Consider the following 17,874-nt stretch of genomic DNA (forward strand, 5'->3'; position numbering starts at 1 on the left):
TCTCACGCCTCTGACATCATCTCACGTCCGATCAGCCAGCGCCTGATCTCGCTCGTACCTGCGCCGATCTCGTAGAGTTTGGCATCTCTCAGGAGACGCCCTGCCGGAAATTCGTTCACATAGCCATTGCCGCCCAGAAGCTGGATTGCATCAAGTGCGGTCTGGGTGGCCTTTTCGGCCGCGTAAAGGATGCAGCCCGCCGCGTCCTTGCGGGTCGTCTCGCCGCGGTCGCATGCGGCTGCCACCGCATACACATAGGCGCGGCACGCGTTCATCGTTGTGTACATGTCCGCAAGCTTGCCCTGGACAAGCTGGAACGAGCCGATAGGCTGACCGAACTGTTCACGCTCCCGCACATAGGGGGCTGCGACATCAAGGCAGGCTGCCATGATGCCAACGGGCCCACCCGCCAGCACCACGCGCTCATAGTCCAGACCCGACATCAAGACATTGACGCCCTTGCCTTCCTCGCCAAGCACGTTTTCGAACGGCACTTCGACGTTCTCGAAAACCAGCTCGCCCGTGTTGGATCCGCGCATGCCAAGCTTGTCGAGCTTCTGGGCAACGGAAAATCCCTGCATGTCACGCTCGATGATGAAGGCCGTAATGCCGCGTGGTCCGGCGTTCGGGTCGGTCTTTGCATAGACAACCAGGGTGCCGGCATCAGGCCCGTTGGTGATCCACATCTTGGACCCGTTGAGGACAAAGCGGTCGTTGCGTTTTTCCGCCCGGAGTTTCATGGATACGACATCCGAGCCGGCACCCGTCTCTGACATGGCGAGCGCCCCCACGGTCTCGCCCGAGCATAGTGCGGGAAGGTATTTCTTCTTCTGTGCGTCGTTACCCCAGCGGCGGATCTGGTTCACGCATAGATTGGAGTGCGCGCCATACGAGAGCCCGACCGAGGCCGATGCGCGCGAGATTTCCTCCATGGCCACGACATGTGCCACATATCCGAGACCCGAACCGCCATAGTCTGGATCGACGGTCATGCCGAGCAGACCTAGCGCTCCCATCTCCTGCCAGAGATGGGCGGGAAACTCGTTGCTTTCATCGATGCCCGCTGCAAGGGGGGCAATCTTTTCCTGCGCGAAGCGATGTGTCATCTCCCGCAGCGCGTCGATATCCTCGCCAAGCCCGAAATTCATCGATCCGGTATACATCGGTCTCCTCCGGTCACATCACGGCGCCTACAAGGCGCATGGTCATGGTATGGTAATTGGCAGCGACCTCGTCCTCCGAAAGCCGCAGCTCAGGGCGAAACCAGACGATCACGCCCGTGATCATCTGGATGATCGCCATGGCGGTCAGTGAAACATCGTCAATCCGGAAGACCCCGTCGCGCAGGCCATCTGTCAAAATACCCCTGAGCTCGCCTTCATACTGGCTGCGCAGATCGAGAATGCGCTTGAGGCGTTCCTCGGAAAGGCTGCGCAGTTCCAGATTGCTCACATGAGTGGAGTTGCGACGGGCCAGGTGAAAGCGGATGTGGTTTTCAACGAAAGCAGCGAGGCGTCCTGCTGGCTTTTCTTCAACAGAGCCTTCTGCAGGACGCGCTTCCCTCCAGGAAATGATCAGGTTTTCCATATGCTCGCGCATAAGCGCGTAAAGCAGCTCTTCCTTGGTCGGAAAATACCGGTAGAGCGCGGCCGGCTGAACACCAACCTTGCCGGCAAGCTGGCGCATTGCCATGGCCTCGAAGCCAAGACGCGCGATCAGGTCGAGCGCCGCCTCTCGGATCGCCGCTTCGGTCTTCTCTCCATCGGATCCGGTCGTGCGCGCCATGAAGCCTCCTTGGGAAATTAATAAAACGAACGTTCAATTAATTCAAGAGCCAGTGAAGCATGTGACGTTTTCTGATGTGTGTGAACCGGAGGGCCTGGGATTTTTGGAGAAACGGAGCCGCCCGGACGGGACAGAAGCACGTATGCCAATGCGTTGATGCCAGGGCGGGAAACCGGGAAAATCGTCCCTGTTCTCCATACCGTCGTGCCCGGTTGACACAGGCGGCTCCGTTGCGAAAACAACGTGATCGGCTGCCATAGGTTCCAGAGTTTTTACAGCGTCGTTTCAAAGAGTTTGCAGGAGCGCGCTGGTCGTCGTGACCTTACAGAATTCGAAGCCGAGTGTAGCCACATGGACCCGGTGCACCGTCTCGGCCGGGATGGTCCCACCGCGCCCATCTGGCAGATCGAAGCAGTCGCAGGCATCCTCCACCAAAACCATATTCCAGCCCATATTCGCGCCGGTTCGAACTGTGGTGGACACGCACATGTCTGTTGAAATTCCGCAGGTCACGATGGTTTTCGCTTCGAGCCGGCGCAGGCGAAGATCGAGATCTGTTCCAATGAATGAGGCGTTGACGCTCTTCGTGACGAGCGCTTCGCCGGGCTGCGGCTCGAAACCAGGGCGCATTGCATGTCCAGGTTCGCCCGGCCGTAGCGTTGAGCCAGGTTCGACGGAATCATGGCGCACATGGATTACCGGCCGACCGGTTTCTCGCCAGGCTTCAAGCAGGGCGAGCGCGTTCCGGTCGACGTCCTTGTTCCAGCGTCGCGGCCATGGCGCATCGTCGAATGCCTGCTGATAGTCGACGAGCAGAAGAACGGCGGCATCCATGTCCATTCTGGTAACCTTTCAATGATCAGGGGGTAACCGGATTGCGCGCATCGGAAAGGATTCGCCCACCGATAGCCATGAAGCACACGCCGGCGGCGCGTTCTATCCAGTGCTGCACGTGCCGAAAGCGGCGAATGACTGGCGCCGAGGACATGAAAAGCGTGACAAGGGTGTACCAGACCAGCGCGCTTAAAATGACCATAACGACCATCAGTCCCATCAGCCAGAAAGGTGTGCTTTCGGTGACCGCGGTGGCAAAAACGCTTGTGAAGAGCACAATGGCTTTGGGATTGGTCGATGTGACCAGAAAGCCAAACACGAGCGGATTTCCCTTTGGCCGATCGCTGCCCTCCGTCATTTCCAGTTTGGCTGGTTGGGCGAAGAGCAGCTTGAGCCCCAGATAAATGAGATAGCACCCGCCTGAAAGGCGCACTGCCCACGCCAGCCAGTGATACTCGATCAGGATCGCCGAGAGACCCGCAAGACTGAGCGTCGCGTAGATGCCAAGGCAGAGCGAAACGCCGAGTGTGGTCCATAACCCGGCGATTGTGCCGCGGGTCATTGACGTGCGCACGACGGCGATAAAGTCAGGGCCCGGCAACATCAATGCAGGGATGAAAACCGCAAACACGCCGGCCAGGATCATAAAGGGCCCCATATCTCCTCCAATCCGGAAAGGTGGACAGAGACTGAGCCTATTCGCGCTGGCGTGTTCCGCAAGAGCCATCGGCAGATCTTCGTGCTCGTAACTGGACCAAAATGTCCAGAAAGAGAAGGCCCGTGCCAAAGAACATGCCGACGCCGAGCGTGGCGCCCGCAGCATTAGCCCCGAATGCTTCCAGCGAAAGCGCGGCGAGAGAAAGCATAGAAAGCAATGCGACATTGTTCGCGCTTTCGGAGAGTGCGAGGAGGAACCCTTTTTCCCGACCTGCGCGCTGAGCGATCATGGCCGTGCTCGTCGGTGCGGCAAACCCCAGCGCGACACCCCATCCACCCAGACACAAAACCGCCCCATGGAGCGGAAGCGGCAGGAAGAGGAACATGACCAGGGTGAAAATGAGCAACAGCAGGGCCCCCAGGAGCAAGGTCTGATCGTCTCGAAAAAGGTGTTTGGCAGCGCCGATCAGAACATTCCCCAACGCCAGTCCGATGCCGAAGGCCGCGACGGAAAGACCTGTCTGAAATGTGTTGATCGCAAATCGATCACGCAGCAGTTCGCCGCTCAGGCCGAAGGCGGCAACAGCGGTTCCGTTCCACAGTGCCTTGGCCGCAATGAGCATGAGAAGACTGTGCTTGCGGCCTTTGAAACGAGGGCGAATTTGCCGAAGCGGTGGAAAGTTTTCGGCCTTGAGAACACGATGGGCGGGAAGCATCAATAGAAGGCACCCAGAGGCACTTGCCAGAAAAGGAGCGCGCCAGCCAAACGCGTGGGTGAGAGCGCCAGCGAGCACCGGCCCGAATGCAATCCCGGCCGTCATACCCAGCATGACGAACCCCATTGCCTGCGCGTGGCGTGCATCAGGCAATCGGTCGGCGATCAGGGCGAAGGTAGCGGGGATCAGCGCTGCTGCTGCTGCGCCACCAAGCACTCGAAGGAGGACGGCGATGTCAAGCGCTGGAGCAAAGGCAACCGCAAACCCGTCAGCCGCAAGAACCGCCAGGGCAACGATCAGGAGTCGTTGCCTGTCGATCTTATGGGCGAAGAGCCCGATAATCGGTGCCCCGACCGCATAGGAAAGGGCGTAGCCGGAGATCAGCCACGAAGCAGCCGCAGGTGAAGCACCGAAAGCCGATGCTATGGGTGTCAGCATGGGCGCGATCATGAATTCCGTCGCGCCGACGAAGAAAACGACCAGTGCAAGCACTGGCAGAAAAAGCCGTGAAGGCATGGATAACTCCATGAGTGCGTTGATAAGGATGGCCGAACGGCTGGAAAAATGGGGGAGAAAACACCTAAGAGCAGGCGCAAGGGCGCTGCATAGGACACACGAAAATGGGAAAGGTGTTAAAGCGTCTGGCGGCTTGGCCGCATGGAGCAGGTTGCCCCGACGTCTTTGCAACTTTGCACGAATGCGGTGAGCCTGCAAGCGCCATGCATTGTTGGCGATTGTTCATGAGGCTGGAAATCAGGAGACCAATCTAGTCGAATGACAGCGATTCAGGACCAGCGTTTCATGACAGGGGCCTTCATATGAATTTCTCGATCCGGTCGGTTGCTCAAGACGCGGATGGCTGGTGGGATCTGCCCACGGGCTTCGCCAACACTATCGCCGATGTGCCGGGCGTAGCCGTCGGGCACACGACTTGTCTCCACGGCGCGGCACGGACAGGGGTCACAACCGTCATTCCACACAACGGGGATTTGTTCCGTTATCCCGTGCCGGCCGGGTTTGCGGTGCTGAACGGCTTTGGAAAGAGTGCGGGGCTCCTGCAACTGGCCGAACTTGGGCGTATTGAAACACCGATCCTCCTGACCAATACATTCGGCGTTGCCGCCTGCACCACGGCACTGATCCGCAGGGCGATTGAACAAAATCCGGAAATCGGGCGCAGCCGCGCCACGGTCAACCCGCTTGTTCTGGAATGCAATGACGGACGCGTCAATGACATTCAGGCTCTGGCTGTCACTGAAGCCATGGCGAATGATGCCATTTCGGCGGCCAGCCCGGAGTTTGCACAAGGCACAGTGGGGGCCGGAACCGGAATGCGTACATTTGGCTTTGCAGGGGGCATCGGCAGTGCCTCGCGGCGCGTTGCGCTGCCGTCCGGTCGGGAACACGTGCTTGGCGCGCTGGTTCTTTCCAATTTCGGAAGACCGGGCGATCTCCGATTGCTGGGTAAACGTGTCGACACTCCCGAGGCCGGGCGTTGCGACCCAGACGACAAAGGCTCGGTGATCGTCGTCTACGCCACGGATGCACCGCTTGATTCGCGCCAGCTCACCCGGCTCTCCCGGCGGGCGGGAGCAGCGCTTGGGCGTCTTGGCAGTTACTGGGGCGATCAAAGCGGCGATATAGCCCTTGCATTTTCGACCGCCAACCTCCTGTCCATCGACAGTGAGGTCGTTACCATCGAGCGCCTCGGCGAGGCTCGGCTCGACCCGTTCCTGTGCGCGGCAGTCGAGGCGGCGGAAGAGGCGGTGCTGAATGGGCTGTGGCACGCAGAGTCGCTCACCGGTTATGACGGCCTTCGGCTCCCCGCCCTGCGTGATCAACTTTTGCCACGCATGACCTGATGCCCTTGTTCCAGGCTTTCTGGAAGAGTAAGCCGGAAGCAAGGAAGCTGGTATCCGGCTTCCGGCCAGCCCTCGCACATCTCCTCTCCCTCCGGTGCGACAGCCAGCATAAAGAACCTGGTTAAGGAGACCCTTGATGTACGCCCGCCTTTTCCGATCCGTTCTGGCTGTGTGTCTGCTGGCAATGCCGGCACTTGCGCAGGATGAGACGGATACGACTGCTCCGGACATCGGAAGCAGGGTTTTGGAAAACTACGTGACCCCTGCTCTTGCCCGGTTTGGCGAAACGAGCAGCGCGCTTGCAGCGGCATTGAGGGCAGCGTGCGAGAGTGGTTCTGCAGGTGATCTTCACGCAGTGCGAACGGCATTTTCTGACACGCTTTCCGCTTTTGCACACGTCTCCGCGCTTCGGTTCGGGCCATTGGTCGCGGAAAACCGTTTCGAGCGCATATTTTTTTGGCCGGACCCGCGCGGTGTAACGCTGCGCCAGGTGCAGGGACTGTTGGCTGCGGAGGAGCCGTTACCACGCAATCTGGCTGATCAGAGTGTCGCGCTGCAGGGTCTTCCGGCGCTGGATTACGTGCTCTTCGGCACTGGCGGGGACGTGTTGGCTGAGGACGCCCGTCGTTGCAACTATGCGATGGCAGTTTCCAACAATGTGTCAAATATGGCCGCGGAACTGGAACAGGCATGGGCCGAAGGGACATTGTTTCGTACCGCCTTCGTCGCGCCTGCGGCAGACCGTGACCCTTACCGCTCAACGGCCGAGGTGGCTGGCGAAATCGTCAAGGCTGCTGGCACGGCATTGGAATTTGCCCGCAACGCCGAGCTGCTTCCCGCTCTTGGCAAAACCGTAGAGAAAGCCCGTGGAAAGCGCGCGCCGTTTTGGCGCAGCGGCCAGACCTTCGCTTTCGTCGCCGCTCAGATCGAGGGCGTGCAGCAGCTCATCGATGCCGCCGGGTTTGTCGATGGCCCCTCTGATCTCGTTAATGGTTATGGCCGTGGGATGGATTTCGATCTCTCGCATGCCCGCCAGGCGTTGCTTGCGGTTGAAGCAGCACCGGAAGCGGCGTTTTCTGAAGAACAGGACCGCGGGCGGATTTCCTATGCGGCGATTGCCATGGAGGGAGCGAAGCACACGCTGAACGGAGAGCTGTCTGGAGCACTCGGACTGGTGATGGGGTTCAATGCACTCGATGGAGATTGATCGGCGGACGTTCCTCGTCCTGGCCGCTGCCGCGTCGGTGTTCCGCTCCGATCGCGCGATGGCGGAAGAGGAACCGCTGTTCCTTGGAGCCCGGCTCAATGCGGGCGCGTTCGAGGCTGCCGTGATCGATGCGGCCGGGCGCGACCGCCTCGTTCTGCCGCTCGAGGCGCGCGGGCATTCTTTCGCCATTGACGCACCACGACGGCGCGCCGTCGCCTTTGCGCGTTCACCTGGTCGTTTCGCCGTCGCTTTTTCCGTTGATGGGAAAGGGGATCCACTCGCCTTCGCACCGCCGCCGGACCGACATTTTTACGGCCACGGAGTTTTTACACCGGACGGGAAACTCCTGCTTGCGACGGAAAATGACTTCGATGGCGAGCGCGGCGTAACCGGTCTTTACGACGCCACCACTGGTTTCCGCCGCGTTGGCGAATTTGAGACCGGCGGCATCGGTCCGCACGAGGTAATCCTTTTGGGGGATGGAAGAACGCTCTGTGTTGCCAATGGGGGCATTCTCACCCATCCCGACTACGAGCGTGTGAAGCTCAATCTTGCGACGATGAAGCCGAGCCTCTCCTATATCGATCTTGAGACCGGCGAGATTGTCGAGCAGGCCGAGCTCGCGCCGGAACTGCACAAGCTCTCGCTCCGTCACATGACACTCGATCGCTTCGGCGCGGTCTGGTTCGGCGCCCAGTACCAGGGCGAGGATGACGCACGACCACCTTTGGTGGGCCGCCATCGTCGGGGTCGGGCGATTGAGTTTTTCTCCGGCTCTGAGGCAACCCTGAAGGCACTCGATAACTATATCGGCTCCGTGGCAACCGATTCGTCGGGCGAGGTCGTCGCCACCTCGTCGCCGCGCGGCGGATTGGCTGTTTTTTGGGATGCTCAAACAGGCCGCTGTCTCGGCGAGCGCGCCCTCAAAGACGGATGCGGGCTCGCTCCGCTTGCCGATCATCGTCTTGTGGGCACCAGTGGGCGGGGCGCGATCGTCCTTACGGGCCCGGACGCACCTCTGGAAAATGTTCGTGTCAACGATCCGACTTCGCCTGCGTGGGACAATCATCTCCGCCGCGTGTGAAGACACACCGTCAATGCGCATTTTGCGTCTTGCGGTCGTCAGGCCGTGTGCTTATCTTCGCCCCGTTCTCAGGGCGGGGTGAAACTCCCCACCGGCGGTAAGCGGCACTGGCCGCAAGCCCGCGAGCGCCTTTTCGCAAGACTGCGGCAAGGGTCAGCAGATCAGGTGAAACTCCTGAGCCGACGGTCATAGTCCGGATGGAAGAGAACGCGCGATTTCCGTGTGCCGGATCCCGGCAGCGGTTCATCGCCCGTGATCGCCTTGGGTGACGTGTCTGTTGCGAAAGGAGATCACGATGACACACACCCGCTATGCATTCATCAAGGCCAATTGGCACGCCGATATTGTCGATCGCGCGCTTGAAGGCTTTTGCGAACTCATCCCTGCCAGCCAGGTAGACGTGTTCGATGTGCCGGGTGCCTTCGAATTGCCGCTGGTCGCGCGGGATCTGGCGGCCTCCGGACGCTACGCCGCCGTTGCTGCGGCAGCCTTCGTTGTGGATGGCGGAATCTATCGCCATGACTTCGTCGCGCAGGCTGTTGTCGACGGCCTGATGCGAGCGGGGCTCGACACGGGTGTGCCTGTCCTCTCGGTCTCGCTCACGCCCCATCATTTTCAACCCACCGAACATCATACCGCGATCTATCGCGAACATTTCATCGAGAAGGGGCGAGAAGCTGCCAGTGCCGCCCTCATGATTGGCAAGACGCGCGCCGCACTGGCTGCGTGACCAGCTTTGCCGGGTGAGGGGCACCGAACCGCGACAAAGTGTCAAAGGACGAATTGCCCCTCACTTTCTCCCTCTTGCCGCAGGGCTGAGAAGCTGCTGGCAGGTCGGCAAAGACCGGCGTTGGCGGATAGTTCCGGCGCGAGCCGTTGGTCTATGGACGCTTATGTTCTCAACGCTGGTGATGCGCTTCAGCCAGCGCTTCGGCGAAAGCCTCTTCGAACACATCGATTTCGTGATCCGGGCCGACACTGACGCGTATGCAACGGTCCAGCCCGGGTGTCGCCGGCTTGCGTACAAACACGTCGCGCGTGAGCAGGCCCTGCATCACGGCCTCGGCTGTTGTCTTGCCGCCGCAGTCGATGGCAACGAAGTTCGTGGCCGAGGGAATTGAAGCCAGTCCATTTGCCGAAGCGATCGCGGCGATCCGGTCCCTGCAGGCGCTGATGCGATCAAGCGTTTGCCGCAGATACGCCTTGTCCTGCAAGGCGGCCAGACTTGCCGCCTGTGTGATACCTGGCATGCCGAAATGATTCCGGATTTTATCGAAAGCCCGAATGGTCTCCCGCTCGCCGATCGCATACCCGCAGCGCATGCCGGCCAGAGCATAAGCCTTGGAGAAGGTGCGCATGCGCAGGACATTGGGCCGGTCTGGCTCGAAACGGGGCAGGGCGTCTGCCGGTGCGGTCTCTCCATAGGCTTCGTCAAGGATCAGCATACTGGTTTCGGGCAACGATTCGATAAATCGCTGCACCTCGTCTGCCTCCCACCACGTGCCCATCGGATTGTCGGGGTTGGAGAGATAGACCAATGGCGCCTTCTCAGCGATGGCCGCACCGCGCAAACCTTCGAGGTTCTCATAGTCGCCTGCATAGGGCACCGTCACCAGCCGCCCGCCGAAGCCGGCGACGTGATAGTTGAAGGTGGGATAGCCACCGAGCGAGGTGACGACCGGCGTGCCGGGCTCGATGTAAAGGCGCGCGACAAGGCCTAGAAGCCCGTCAATACCCTCTCCGACGACGATGTTCTCCGGTTTTACACCATGCTCGTCTGCCAGCGCCGCGCGCAGGTCAGAACTCTCCGGGTCGCCATACTTCCAGACATGATGCGCCGCGCTCCCAATGGCCTCGATCACGCGGGGCGAGGGACCAAAACCGTTCTCATTGGCACCGAGCCGGGCGCGAAAAGGCCGCCCTGCGGCGCGCTCCTGCGTTTCCGGCCCCACGAAGGGCACGGTGGAGGGGAGGGAATGTGCGAGTGGGGTAAGCGGTGGGCGTCGTGTCATGGGCCGTGTCTGGTCTGTGCTTTCTCAAACTGAACGCGGCGACCCTACATCAAGCTCGACAAGTGTGAAATCGCCTTTGCGGCGTTGAGCAGAAACACTGCGCACAAAAAACGGGGCCCGGCAAAAGCCAGGCCCCGCTTTAAGCTTTACGGCTCTTCTGATTAAAAGTCGCGCTGGAAGCGCAGGAAGCCGTGGAACTGATCCGGATCGGTCAGACCGTTAACCACACCGTCGAACTTGGTGTAGTTGACTGCGAGCTTCGCGTTGAAGTTCTGCACGATCTCGTAGTCGATCGTCGTGCCGATGTTCCAGGCGTCGACATCGGTGAAGACAACGTCATGACCGACTTCGCTGTAGTATGCGCCGCCGATGGAAGCGGTCAGCTTCGGCGTGGCCTTGAAGCCGATGACGCCAGCGAGCGACCATTCTGCACCCGGCATGACTGCAACGCCACCGTAGGTCGCGGTAGCAATGCCGTCCAGCGGGTTGGCCGAGTAGAAGCTCACGCCGCTTTCGTACTGGGCAAGACCCTGGATGAAGAAGCGGTCGGTCAGGTTCGCCTTGACGATACCCTTGATCGCGAATTCTTCAGCCGTTGCATCGTAAGCTGCATAGAGGTCTGCAGAGCCCCAGCCCTGTGCGATGCCGACCTTACCGACAACATTCGGCGTCCAGTCGTAGTTGTCATCAGCTTCTTCGAGCATGACGGCGAAGGTGACGCCATTGCCAGCTGCGAAGTTGTAACCGATGAAGTGAACGCGGCCATACGGGAAGAAGCCGCGGTCCTGCTCGCCGTGGAGACCCGTGTCCCAGATCGAGTCGGACATACCCATGGAGAGGCCGCCGAGCGAGATCACTGCCTGCTGCAGGTTAACACCCGAGCTGGTCACACCGTGCGAGTAAGCGTCGCCGTCGTTCAGACCAACGGTCGCATTCGCATCGCTGTTGGAGCTCGTGCCACGGAATTTGATCCATGCGCCAAGCGTGCCGTACTCGGTCTCGGAGCGGGCATCGATGTTCAGCTCACCGCGAGCATACTTGTCCCAGCCTTCCTGGTCGGAGAAGTCACCGTCGCCGTAACCGATCTGGTAACGGACCATGCCGCTGATCTTCAGGCAGGTCTCGGTGCCGGGGATGTAGAAGAAGCCTGCGCCGTAAACGTCGCAAACGCGCACATATTCCATCGGCTCCGGCTCGGGGACGACGATCGGGTCGGCCGCTTTTGCGCCGGTCGCAGCAGCTGCGAGAGCTGCGGAGCCAATCAGAAGGCTCTTGAGTTTCATGTTCTGACCTCCAGTCAGAATCATGAAAGATGGAAGCTTGTTGCGGCTCGAATGCGCAAGAGCGCAGGTCAATCCATTGAAATAAAAAGGAAATATCAGACCGCGGAAAAGAGCTGCCGCTTTGCCGCCATTCAGGAAAACGAGAACCTGGGGGGAAGTGAATGGCGGAGAGGATGGGATTCGAACCCACGAGACCCTTTTGAGGTCTACTCCCTTAGCAGGGGAGCGCCTTCGACCACTCGGCCACCTCTCCGGCGAGACGCTGGATAAAGAAAACCGGCCGCACAATCAATACGGCATTCGCATTTCCATGCTTTATTATAAGGAAATTCTGCATCCTGCCTGGCGAGCGCCGGGCGGCTGCGTGAATCACCGTAAATCGCGGCGGAGAATCATCAGGTTCAAAACCAGTGATTCCGCTCCAATTTGCCTCGATTCGTCCCCGGAATGCGGTAGTACTGCAATCCAGAAGCCGTTTGTTATGCCGATATCCGGCCTTCAAGTGTTAAGAAAGACTTACCCGGTGGCTCAGATCGTGTCATTTGTGCAACAGCCATTCCGGATAGACGACCGTCAGGGGGGCTTGCCGCGTAATCGCGGTTGAACCTGCCGCCCCCATGAGTAATGTCAGGCTCGGAAAGGGGGCGCGAAAGCGCGAACTTTTCTTTTCTTGGGGATGGGGCAGGGAACGCTGTCCTTCAGCAAAATACCCAGACCCGCATTTAGAACTTTGACTGGAGGTCAGAACATGAAACTCAAGAGCCTTCTGATTGGCTCCGCAGCTCTCGCAGCTGCTGCGACCGGCGCAAAAGCGGCCGACCCGATCGTCGTCCCCGAGCCGGAGCCGATGGAATATGTGCGCGTTTGCGACGTTTACGGCGCAGGCTTCTTCTACATCCCCGGCACCGAGACCTGCCTGAAGATCGGCGGCTACGTTCGCTACCAGATCGACTGGTCCGACAGCGATGATACCGCTTTTGGTTTCCCGGGTAATATCTCCCTCGACTCCGATGACGACTGGGACACCGGTGGCTGGCGTAAGCTGGCACGTGCCAACCTGACCATCGATGCTCGTTCCGAGACCGAATATGGTACGCTCGGCGGCTTCTTTGAGGCTCGCGCTGATGCCTATTCCGGTTATTCGCAGCTCAGCATTCCTGCTCCGCTTGATAAAGTCGGCAACGGCATCAAGAAGGGCTTCTATCTGAACCAGGCCTACATCACTCTTGGCGGCTTCTTCCTCGGTTACAAGACCACGATCTTCGACCAGGGCATGGCTGGCGAGTACGATGCTGGTGGCTTCGATTCCTCCATCCACACGCTGGGCTACACCTTTGTGCCGGGCAATGGCGTTTCGGTCTCGATCGCTCTTGAAGAGAACGATTACAACTACGACTACACGCCGAACGTTGTTGGTAAGGTCGGTGTCAGCCAGGGTTGGGGTTCGCTCGCAGCATTCGCAGCATACGACGCGACGGCTGAAGAGTGGGGCCTGAAGGGCTATGCGAGCATCAAAGCGACGCAGCAGCTCACCCTTGAACTGCTTGCCACGTATTTCTCCGATGACAGCCTCTACAGCAATGGCTACGACTACTCTGTCGGCGGTCATCTGAAGTACGCAGCTTCGCCCAAGCTGGCAATCGGCTTCGGCGGTCAGTACTTCGGCGACAAGCACGGCACGAGCGCTGATGACTGGGCAATCGGTGGTGTAATCGACTACCAGCTGGTCGAGAACCTCGATACGAAGATCGCCATCAACTACAAGGACGGCGACAGCTACGACGACGGCGCATTCAGCGGCTTCTTCCGCATCACGCGGGGCTTCTAAGGAAGCGTCAGTATAAATATCGGAACCCGGCAGAGAAATCTGCCGGGTTTTGGCTTTGAAGACCTCGCTGGTAGCGGGCGCGTCAGGCGCAAATGCTTCGGGTGACAGGGTTTAGCGGGATCTTCAACCAGGCTCTCTCAAGGGCGAGTTCGACTGTTTTCTTTGAAAACTCCAGGAAGGAGAAACCATTACCCGCCGTCAGGGGCTCATAAGGGCGGGGCCATAAGTAAGTGACAAAAATGCTTTTTTTTCTGGACTGGCCTAAGTCGCGAGTGCTAGTCCCCTTTGTTGGGGACAATAACAACTTGGGGAACTCGAGAATTTCTATCTCGAAGGGGTGGTTCACAACTCAGAATTTTACCGAACACGCATTTGACATAAACGCCCGGGACGTGACCTGACATGGGGGCGGTCAACAGTCCTGATGGCGATTGGGGCCTTTCCAGGTCTCGCTATTCCGTCACGTTCGGTAACGAGCACTTGCGTCTCGTTTCTGAGTACAGTTTAAAAGAACTCTTTGCAAAGTATGGAGACATACTTTGGGAACCTGGCACGCATAAATACAATGTCACCTTCTTCATCGGAGAGCTGGATGAGCTCCTGTTGGGGAAACGTTTCAGTACATTCGAGCAAAGTCTGCTCGATGAACTGATCGGAAAATTGCGCGCCCGCGGAAACAGCAACGCGACCATCAATCGAAAGATGGCCGCGCTTAGCAAGCTTCTGCGGAAAGCGCATAAGATGGGTGACATACATAGCCTGCCGGAATTCCGGCGCCAGAAGGAGCGCTCAGGGCGCATCCGTTTCCTCTCCTGCAATGAAGAAGAGATGCTGTTTGCCGCAATTCGCCGGCGCAGCGAGGATGCCTGGCGGCTTTCGGTTTTTCTGGTCGACACGGGCTGCCGTCTGGGTGAGGCCATCGGTCTGACTTGGAATGATGTCGGTGAGGGACGGGCCAGCTTCTGGATCACCAAGTCCGCGCGCGCGCGCTCAGTTCCTTTGACCAAGCGCGCGCAGAAAGTGACAGACATCCCCAAAGATGGCCAAAAGGGACCTTTCGCCATGCTTCGGCAGGCGCAATACCGGGTCATCTGGAATGAGGCCAAGGCGGAAATAGGTTTGTCGCAAGACGCCCAGGTGGTGCCGCATGTGTTGCGCCATACCTGTGCGTCACGTCTTGTTCAGGGCGGCATTGATCTGCGCCGCGTGCAGATGTGGCTTGGCCACCAGACCCTGACCATGACCATGCGTTATGCGCATCTGGCAACAGGTGATCTGGACCCGTGCGTTGGAGTTTTGGAGCGTTGTTCCAAACCTGCAACCACCAGGCGTGCATAGGATCCACGGGCTCCACGGGTTCCGGGCCATCATGCTTCGGCTTTCGTCGGGCAAGCCGTATTGTGATCACCCCTATGGAACGGAGGCAGAAGAATGCCTTCGTTCCTCTCGGGTTTGAAGGGATTTTTCCGCCCGCCTGATAAAGGCCGAGATTTCCCTGGGCAGGCTGCCGGTTTCAAGAAGCGGTGCATGGCCCTGACCGGGCACCACGATTTGCTGCATTGTCGGATGCCGCGTGGCCATTTCTTCGAGGGTTCGGCTCGAAAGAAGACGGGAGTTTTCTCCGCGAACGGTCAGGAGCGGGGTGGCAGCCAACCCATCGAAAAGTGGCCAGAGGGCGGGCAAAGGCCTGTCCAGATTAATTGCTTTGAGCGGTTTCAACAGGTTTGGATCAAAGTCGGTGCGCAGGCGCCCCTGTTCCTCTTTGTAGAGCGCTGCAGTAAACCGCTCCCAGTCGTCTTCATTCAATGCCGGAAAAGCTTCACCATGAACGGTTTTCTGGATTTTGATCGCCTCGTCCAGCGTAGCAGGTTTGGGCGAGCGTTGAAGATAAGCGCGAATCTGCGCGAGGCCGTCTCCTTCCACAACCGGACCGATGTCGTTGAGCACCACGGCCTTGATGAGGGTGGGGCGAGAGCCTGCAAGGGTCATGATAATGAGCCCGCCGCGCGAGGTGCCGATGAACGCCGCATGTTCTACCCCGAGTGCGACAAGTCCTGAAATGATGTCAGCGGCCTCCACAGCCACGTCGTAGCGCCGCCAGTCCCGATCATAGTCGGAAAGGCCGCGTCCGCGATAATCGAAAGCAATAACCTTTCGTGCCTCGGTCTCATGGGTGGAGAGTTTTTTTGCCAACGCGTGAAAGTCCCGGGCATTGCGTGTCAGGCCAGGCAGGCACACAACCGGCAGGCCCGGATTGCCTTCGCCGTAGACGCGTGCATGCAGCTTCAAGCCATCCTGCGCCGAATAAAACACATCGCGAAATCCGTCTTCAGCCACCATATCCTCCCGCAGGCGCCCAGCCCCCAACCCAGTCAACGGCTCTGAACGTAGCGCATTTTGGTCAAATGGACCGAATTGATCTTTGTGCGGAGGTGCATCTTGCACACGATTGAGTTTGGATGCCTGGATGCTGTGCGGGGAACACGCAGTTAGGGCCCGCAGAGGCCTTCAACCTCCGGCGGAGAGGTCCGTAAGGACATCGAACCGGCCGGTAAGGCGCATCTTGTAGACCTGCAGGTTCTCCATCACCCTTTGAACATAGTTTCGCGTCTCCGAGTAGGGGATGCGTTCGATCCAGTCGACCACGTCCTCCACAGGCTTTCCACGAGGATCCCCATAACGCTCCATCCATTCGCCAGCTCGGCTCGGGCCGGCATTATAACCCGCAAAGGTGAGGATGTAGGACCCGTTGAATCGTGAAAGCTGCTCTTCCAGATACGCAGCACCCAGAGTGGCGTTATAGCTTGGATCATTGGTCAGGCGCGCCCGAGAATAGGGAAGGCCGCTCTTGCGCGCCATCTCCCGGGCCGTTGCTGGCATGAGCTGAAGCAGGCCGCGGGCACCGGCCGGCGAAACGGCGGTGGCATTGAACTCGGTTTCCTGCCGGGCAATTGCATAAGCGAGCGCTTGACGGGCGGAGGGGATGGAAGCGGCTTCCGGGATTGCGCCCACCGGATGCGCAAGCGCGCCGATCTCCAGCCCCCTGCCTCCCGCGATCTTCCCGACCCGCAGCGCTGTTGTGTAGTCACCGCGAGCCTCGGCCATGCGGGCAAGCAGGGTCAGTTCGCCCGGTTGATCCAGTGTTTCCGCGAGTTTCCGATAAAGGCTGCCTGCGCGCCACACATGGTTGGTCTGCTCGAGGCTCTGGATCGCGCGCACCATTTCCCGGGCGGAAAAATGGCGGCGATCCTCATCCGTAGGTTCCGGCGCCTCGGCCGCGAGCGTGGTCCGGCCAAGCCTGGCGGTGGCAAGCTGCCCATAGAACGTGGCGCCGAAGCGCGCTGCTTCTTCGTAATGGGCGGCTGCGTTACCGGGACCTCCAGCGTCCGCTGCCCGTCCCAGCCAGTAATTGGCCCGAGCATTCGAGATCGGCCCTTCGGCGATGGCAGCAATCTGCGCAAAATGAGACGCAGCCTTCGCGGGGTCTTTCAGCGCGCGCAGAGCATACCAGCCTGCATGAAATTCTGCATCTGCTGCACGGGAAGGGCTCTCGGCAGAGTGGGCGGCGGCAAGTTTATAGGCGGTCTCGGCGTCTCCGATATCAAGAAGCTCGCGTGAGAGTACGCGTCGCTCCACCCACCATTCGTCGGGATCAATCAGGCGTTCCGCGTCCCGCGGCGCGGTCAGCATCAGCTTTGCGGCCTCTTCGAACCGTTCTGCGCGACGCAGGAAGCGTGCTTTGGCAAAAATGTATCCAGCACTGCGCTCCGTCTCTGGCACTGCATCGAGTAGGGCCTCTGCATTCCTGTCGCCGCGGATCACCGCAGCCCACGCCTTGGTCAGCGCTTTGCCCCCGGTTCGCGCGGCAACCCGCTCGGCCGAGCGCACCCGTGCCTCGTACAGCATTCGCTCCATACGAACCCGGTGATCCGCTTCCGAAAGCTGGTCGTCGAAAGCGCTCAGAAATGACGTTTCGCTAGAAGCATCAAGCTTGGCCCGACGCCAGAATCCGGAAACGAGCGCGCGCGCTTCCTCGTTTTTTCCCAGCGACAGATAAGACTGGGCAAGCACAACGGTACCCTCGAAAGTGACAGGACCCGCGTCGCCGAGCAGGCTTACCACGACCTGTGGACGTTGATTTTCACGGTAGAGTGCACGCTCCGCATGTTCACGCAGCGTGAGCATGCCTGGCCAGTCCTTCAATTCCTTGGCGGTTGCGGCGATCTCAGCGCTCGAAAACGTTTCGCTCGCCGAAAGCGCAAGCGCCCAGGTCAGAATTCGCCGCTCGAGACTTTTCTCCTTCATGTGATCGCGAAGCGTGCGGGCGGTTGCAGGGTCGCCGACAGAAAGCGCATCGAGCCCCGCGATCAACGCGCGCTGATTGGCAGATTGTCCACCCGGAGCGCTCATCACGTTCGGTCGAAGAGCCGCCGCGTTCGTCAGCGCATCGATAGCGGCTGCGGGCGAATTGACGGCGTCTGGACGTGCGAAGGGGATCGGGCCAAAATCCGGAAGGGACTGAGCCATGGCGAAGGGCGAGACTGAAAAAAGAAGGAGCGAAGCAAACGCCGCCTTTATCGTCATACGCAAACGTCCTGAATATTGG

General features: G+C 59.6%; 15 protein-coding genes, 1 tRNA gene and 1 riboswitch. Of the genes, 6 read left to right on the forward strand and 10 right to left on the reverse strand.

The window, feature by feature from the left end; all coding sequences use genetic code 11:
• Positions 1-2: 2 nt before the first annotated feature.
• From HF949_RS09160 to HF949_RS09180, 5 genes are all read right to left on the reverse strand, one after another.
• Positions 3-1,163, reverse strand: coding sequence for an isovaleryl-CoA dehydrogenase (locus tag HF949_RS09160; protein WP_292893402.1), 1,161 nt, complete (start codon positions 1,161-1,163; stop codon positions 3-5).
• Positions 1,164-1,176: 13 nt separating this feature from the next.
• Positions 1,177-1,785 (reverse strand): TetR/AcrR family transcriptional regulator, encoded by a 609-nt coding sequence (locus HF949_RS09165; RefSeq protein ID WP_292893405.1) that lies wholly within the window; start codon positions 1,783-1,785, stop codon positions 1,177-1,179.
• A 285-nt stretch (positions 1,786-2,070) separates the two neighbouring features.
• Positions 2,071-2,625, reverse strand: a complete 555-nt coding sequence (locus tag HF949_RS09170; protein ID WP_292893408.1) for a cysteine hydrolase family protein — start codon at positions 2,623-2,625, stop codon at positions 2,071-2,073.
• 19 nt (positions 2,626-2,644) lie between these two features.
• The gene (locus tag HF949_RS09175) at positions 2,645-3,277 is read right to left on the reverse strand and encodes a LysE family translocator (RefSeq protein ID WP_292893411.1); all 633 of its coding nucleotides are present in this window, start codon (positions 3,275-3,277) and stop codon (positions 2,645-2,647) included.
• A 37-nt stretch (positions 3,278-3,314) separates the two neighbouring features.
• On the reverse strand, positions 3,315-4,508 hold the full coding sequence (locus tag HF949_RS09180; RefSeq protein ID WP_292893414.1) for an MFS transporter: 1,194 nt from the start codon (positions 4,506-4,508) through the stop codon (positions 3,315-3,317).
• A 302-nt stretch (positions 4,509-4,810) separates the two neighbouring features.
• Here HF949_RS09180 and HF949_RS09185 point away from each other — a divergent pair, with 302 nt between their 5' ends.
• The 4 genes from HF949_RS09185 to HF949_RS09200 all read left to right on the forward strand — a co-directional run bounded on the left by HF949_RS09185 (position 4,811) and on the right by HF949_RS09200 (position 8,875).
• On the forward strand, positions 4,811-5,854 hold the full coding sequence (locus tag HF949_RS09185) for a P1 family peptidase (protein ID WP_292893416.1): 1,044 nt from the start codon (positions 4,811-4,813) through the stop codon (positions 5,852-5,854).
• Positions 5,855-5,990: 136 nt separating this feature from the next.
• Positions 5,991-7,061, forward strand: coding sequence for an imelysin family protein (locus HF949_RS09190; RefSeq protein WP_292893418.1), 1,071 nt, complete (start codon positions 5,991-5,993; stop codon positions 7,059-7,061).
• The gene (locus tag HF949_RS09195) at positions 7,051-8,145 is read left to right on the forward strand and encodes a DUF1513 domain-containing protein (RefSeq protein WP_292893421.1); all 1,095 of its coding nucleotides are present in this window, start codon (positions 7,051-7,053) and stop codon (positions 8,143-8,145) included. The genes HF949_RS09190 and HF949_RS09195 overlap by 11 nt, the downstream gene beginning before the upstream one ends.
• 60 nt (positions 8,146-8,205) lie before the next feature.
• A riboswitch (FMN riboswitch) is annotated at positions 8,206-8,358 on the forward strand.
• An 82-nt stretch (positions 8,359-8,440) separates the two neighbouring features.
• A complete protein-coding gene (locus HF949_RS09200) occupies positions 8,441-8,875 on the forward strand; it encodes a 6,7-dimethyl-8-ribityllumazine synthase (protein WP_292893423.1) in 435 nt (144 codons plus the stop codon).
• A gap of 169 nt (positions 8,876-9,044) precedes the next feature.
• On the opposite strand, the gene HF949_RS09205 is transcribed toward HF949_RS09200, so the two are convergent.
• The 3 genes from HF949_RS09205 to HF949_RS09215 form a co-directional block, all read right to left on the reverse strand.
• Positions 9,045-10,157: a pyridoxal phosphate-dependent aminotransferase gene (locus tag HF949_RS09205; protein WP_292893425.1), complete on the reverse strand. Its 1,113-nt coding sequence runs from the start codon at positions 10,155-10,157 to the stop codon at positions 9,045-9,047.
• Positions 10,158-10,318: 161 nt separating this feature from the next.
• On the reverse strand, positions 10,319-11,440 hold the full coding sequence (locus HF949_RS09210) for a porin (protein WP_292893428.1): 1,122 nt from the start codon (positions 11,438-11,440) through the stop codon (positions 10,319-10,321).
• 162 nt (positions 11,441-11,602) lie between these two features.
• Positions 11,603-11,693, reverse strand: a tRNA-Ser gene (locus HF949_RS09215).
• Positions 11,694-12,188: 495 nt separating this feature from the next.
• Here HF949_RS09215 and HF949_RS09220 point away from each other — a divergent pair.
• Together HF949_RS09220 and HF949_RS09225 are read left to right on the forward strand one after the other, a co-directional pair.
• Positions 12,189-13,268, forward strand: a complete 1,080-nt coding sequence (locus HF949_RS09220; RefSeq protein WP_292893431.1) for a porin — start codon at positions 12,189-12,191, stop codon at positions 13,266-13,268.
• A gap of 402 nt (positions 13,269-13,670) precedes the next feature.
• Positions 13,671-14,606 carry a tyrosine-type recombinase/integrase gene (locus tag HF949_RS09225; protein ID WP_292893434.1) on the forward strand — a complete coding sequence of 312 codons (936 nt, stop codon included), beginning with the start codon at positions 13,671-13,673 and terminating at the stop codon, positions 14,604-14,606.
• Between the two features lie 72 nt (positions 14,607-14,678).
• Here the strand turns inward: HF949_RS09225 and HF949_RS09230 are convergent, their stop codons facing one another.
• Both HF949_RS09230 and HF949_RS09235 read right to left on the reverse strand, forming a co-directional pair.
• On the reverse strand, positions 14,679-15,608 hold the full coding sequence (locus HF949_RS09230; RefSeq protein WP_292893437.1) for an alpha/beta fold hydrolase: 930 nt from the start codon (positions 15,606-15,608) through the stop codon (positions 14,679-14,681).
• Between the two features lie 168 nt (positions 15,609-15,776).
• Positions 15,777-17,852 (reverse strand): lytic transglycosylase domain-containing protein, encoded by a 2,076-nt coding sequence (locus tag HF949_RS09235; protein ID WP_292893440.1) that lies wholly within the window; start codon positions 17,850-17,852, stop codon positions 15,777-15,779.
• Positions 17,853-17,874 lie beyond the last annotated feature (22 nt).

Source organism: Nitratireductor sp. (assembly GCF_017794765.1).
Lineage (GTDB): Bacteria > Pseudomonadota > Alphaproteobacteria > Rhizobiales > Rhizobiaceae > Nitratireductor.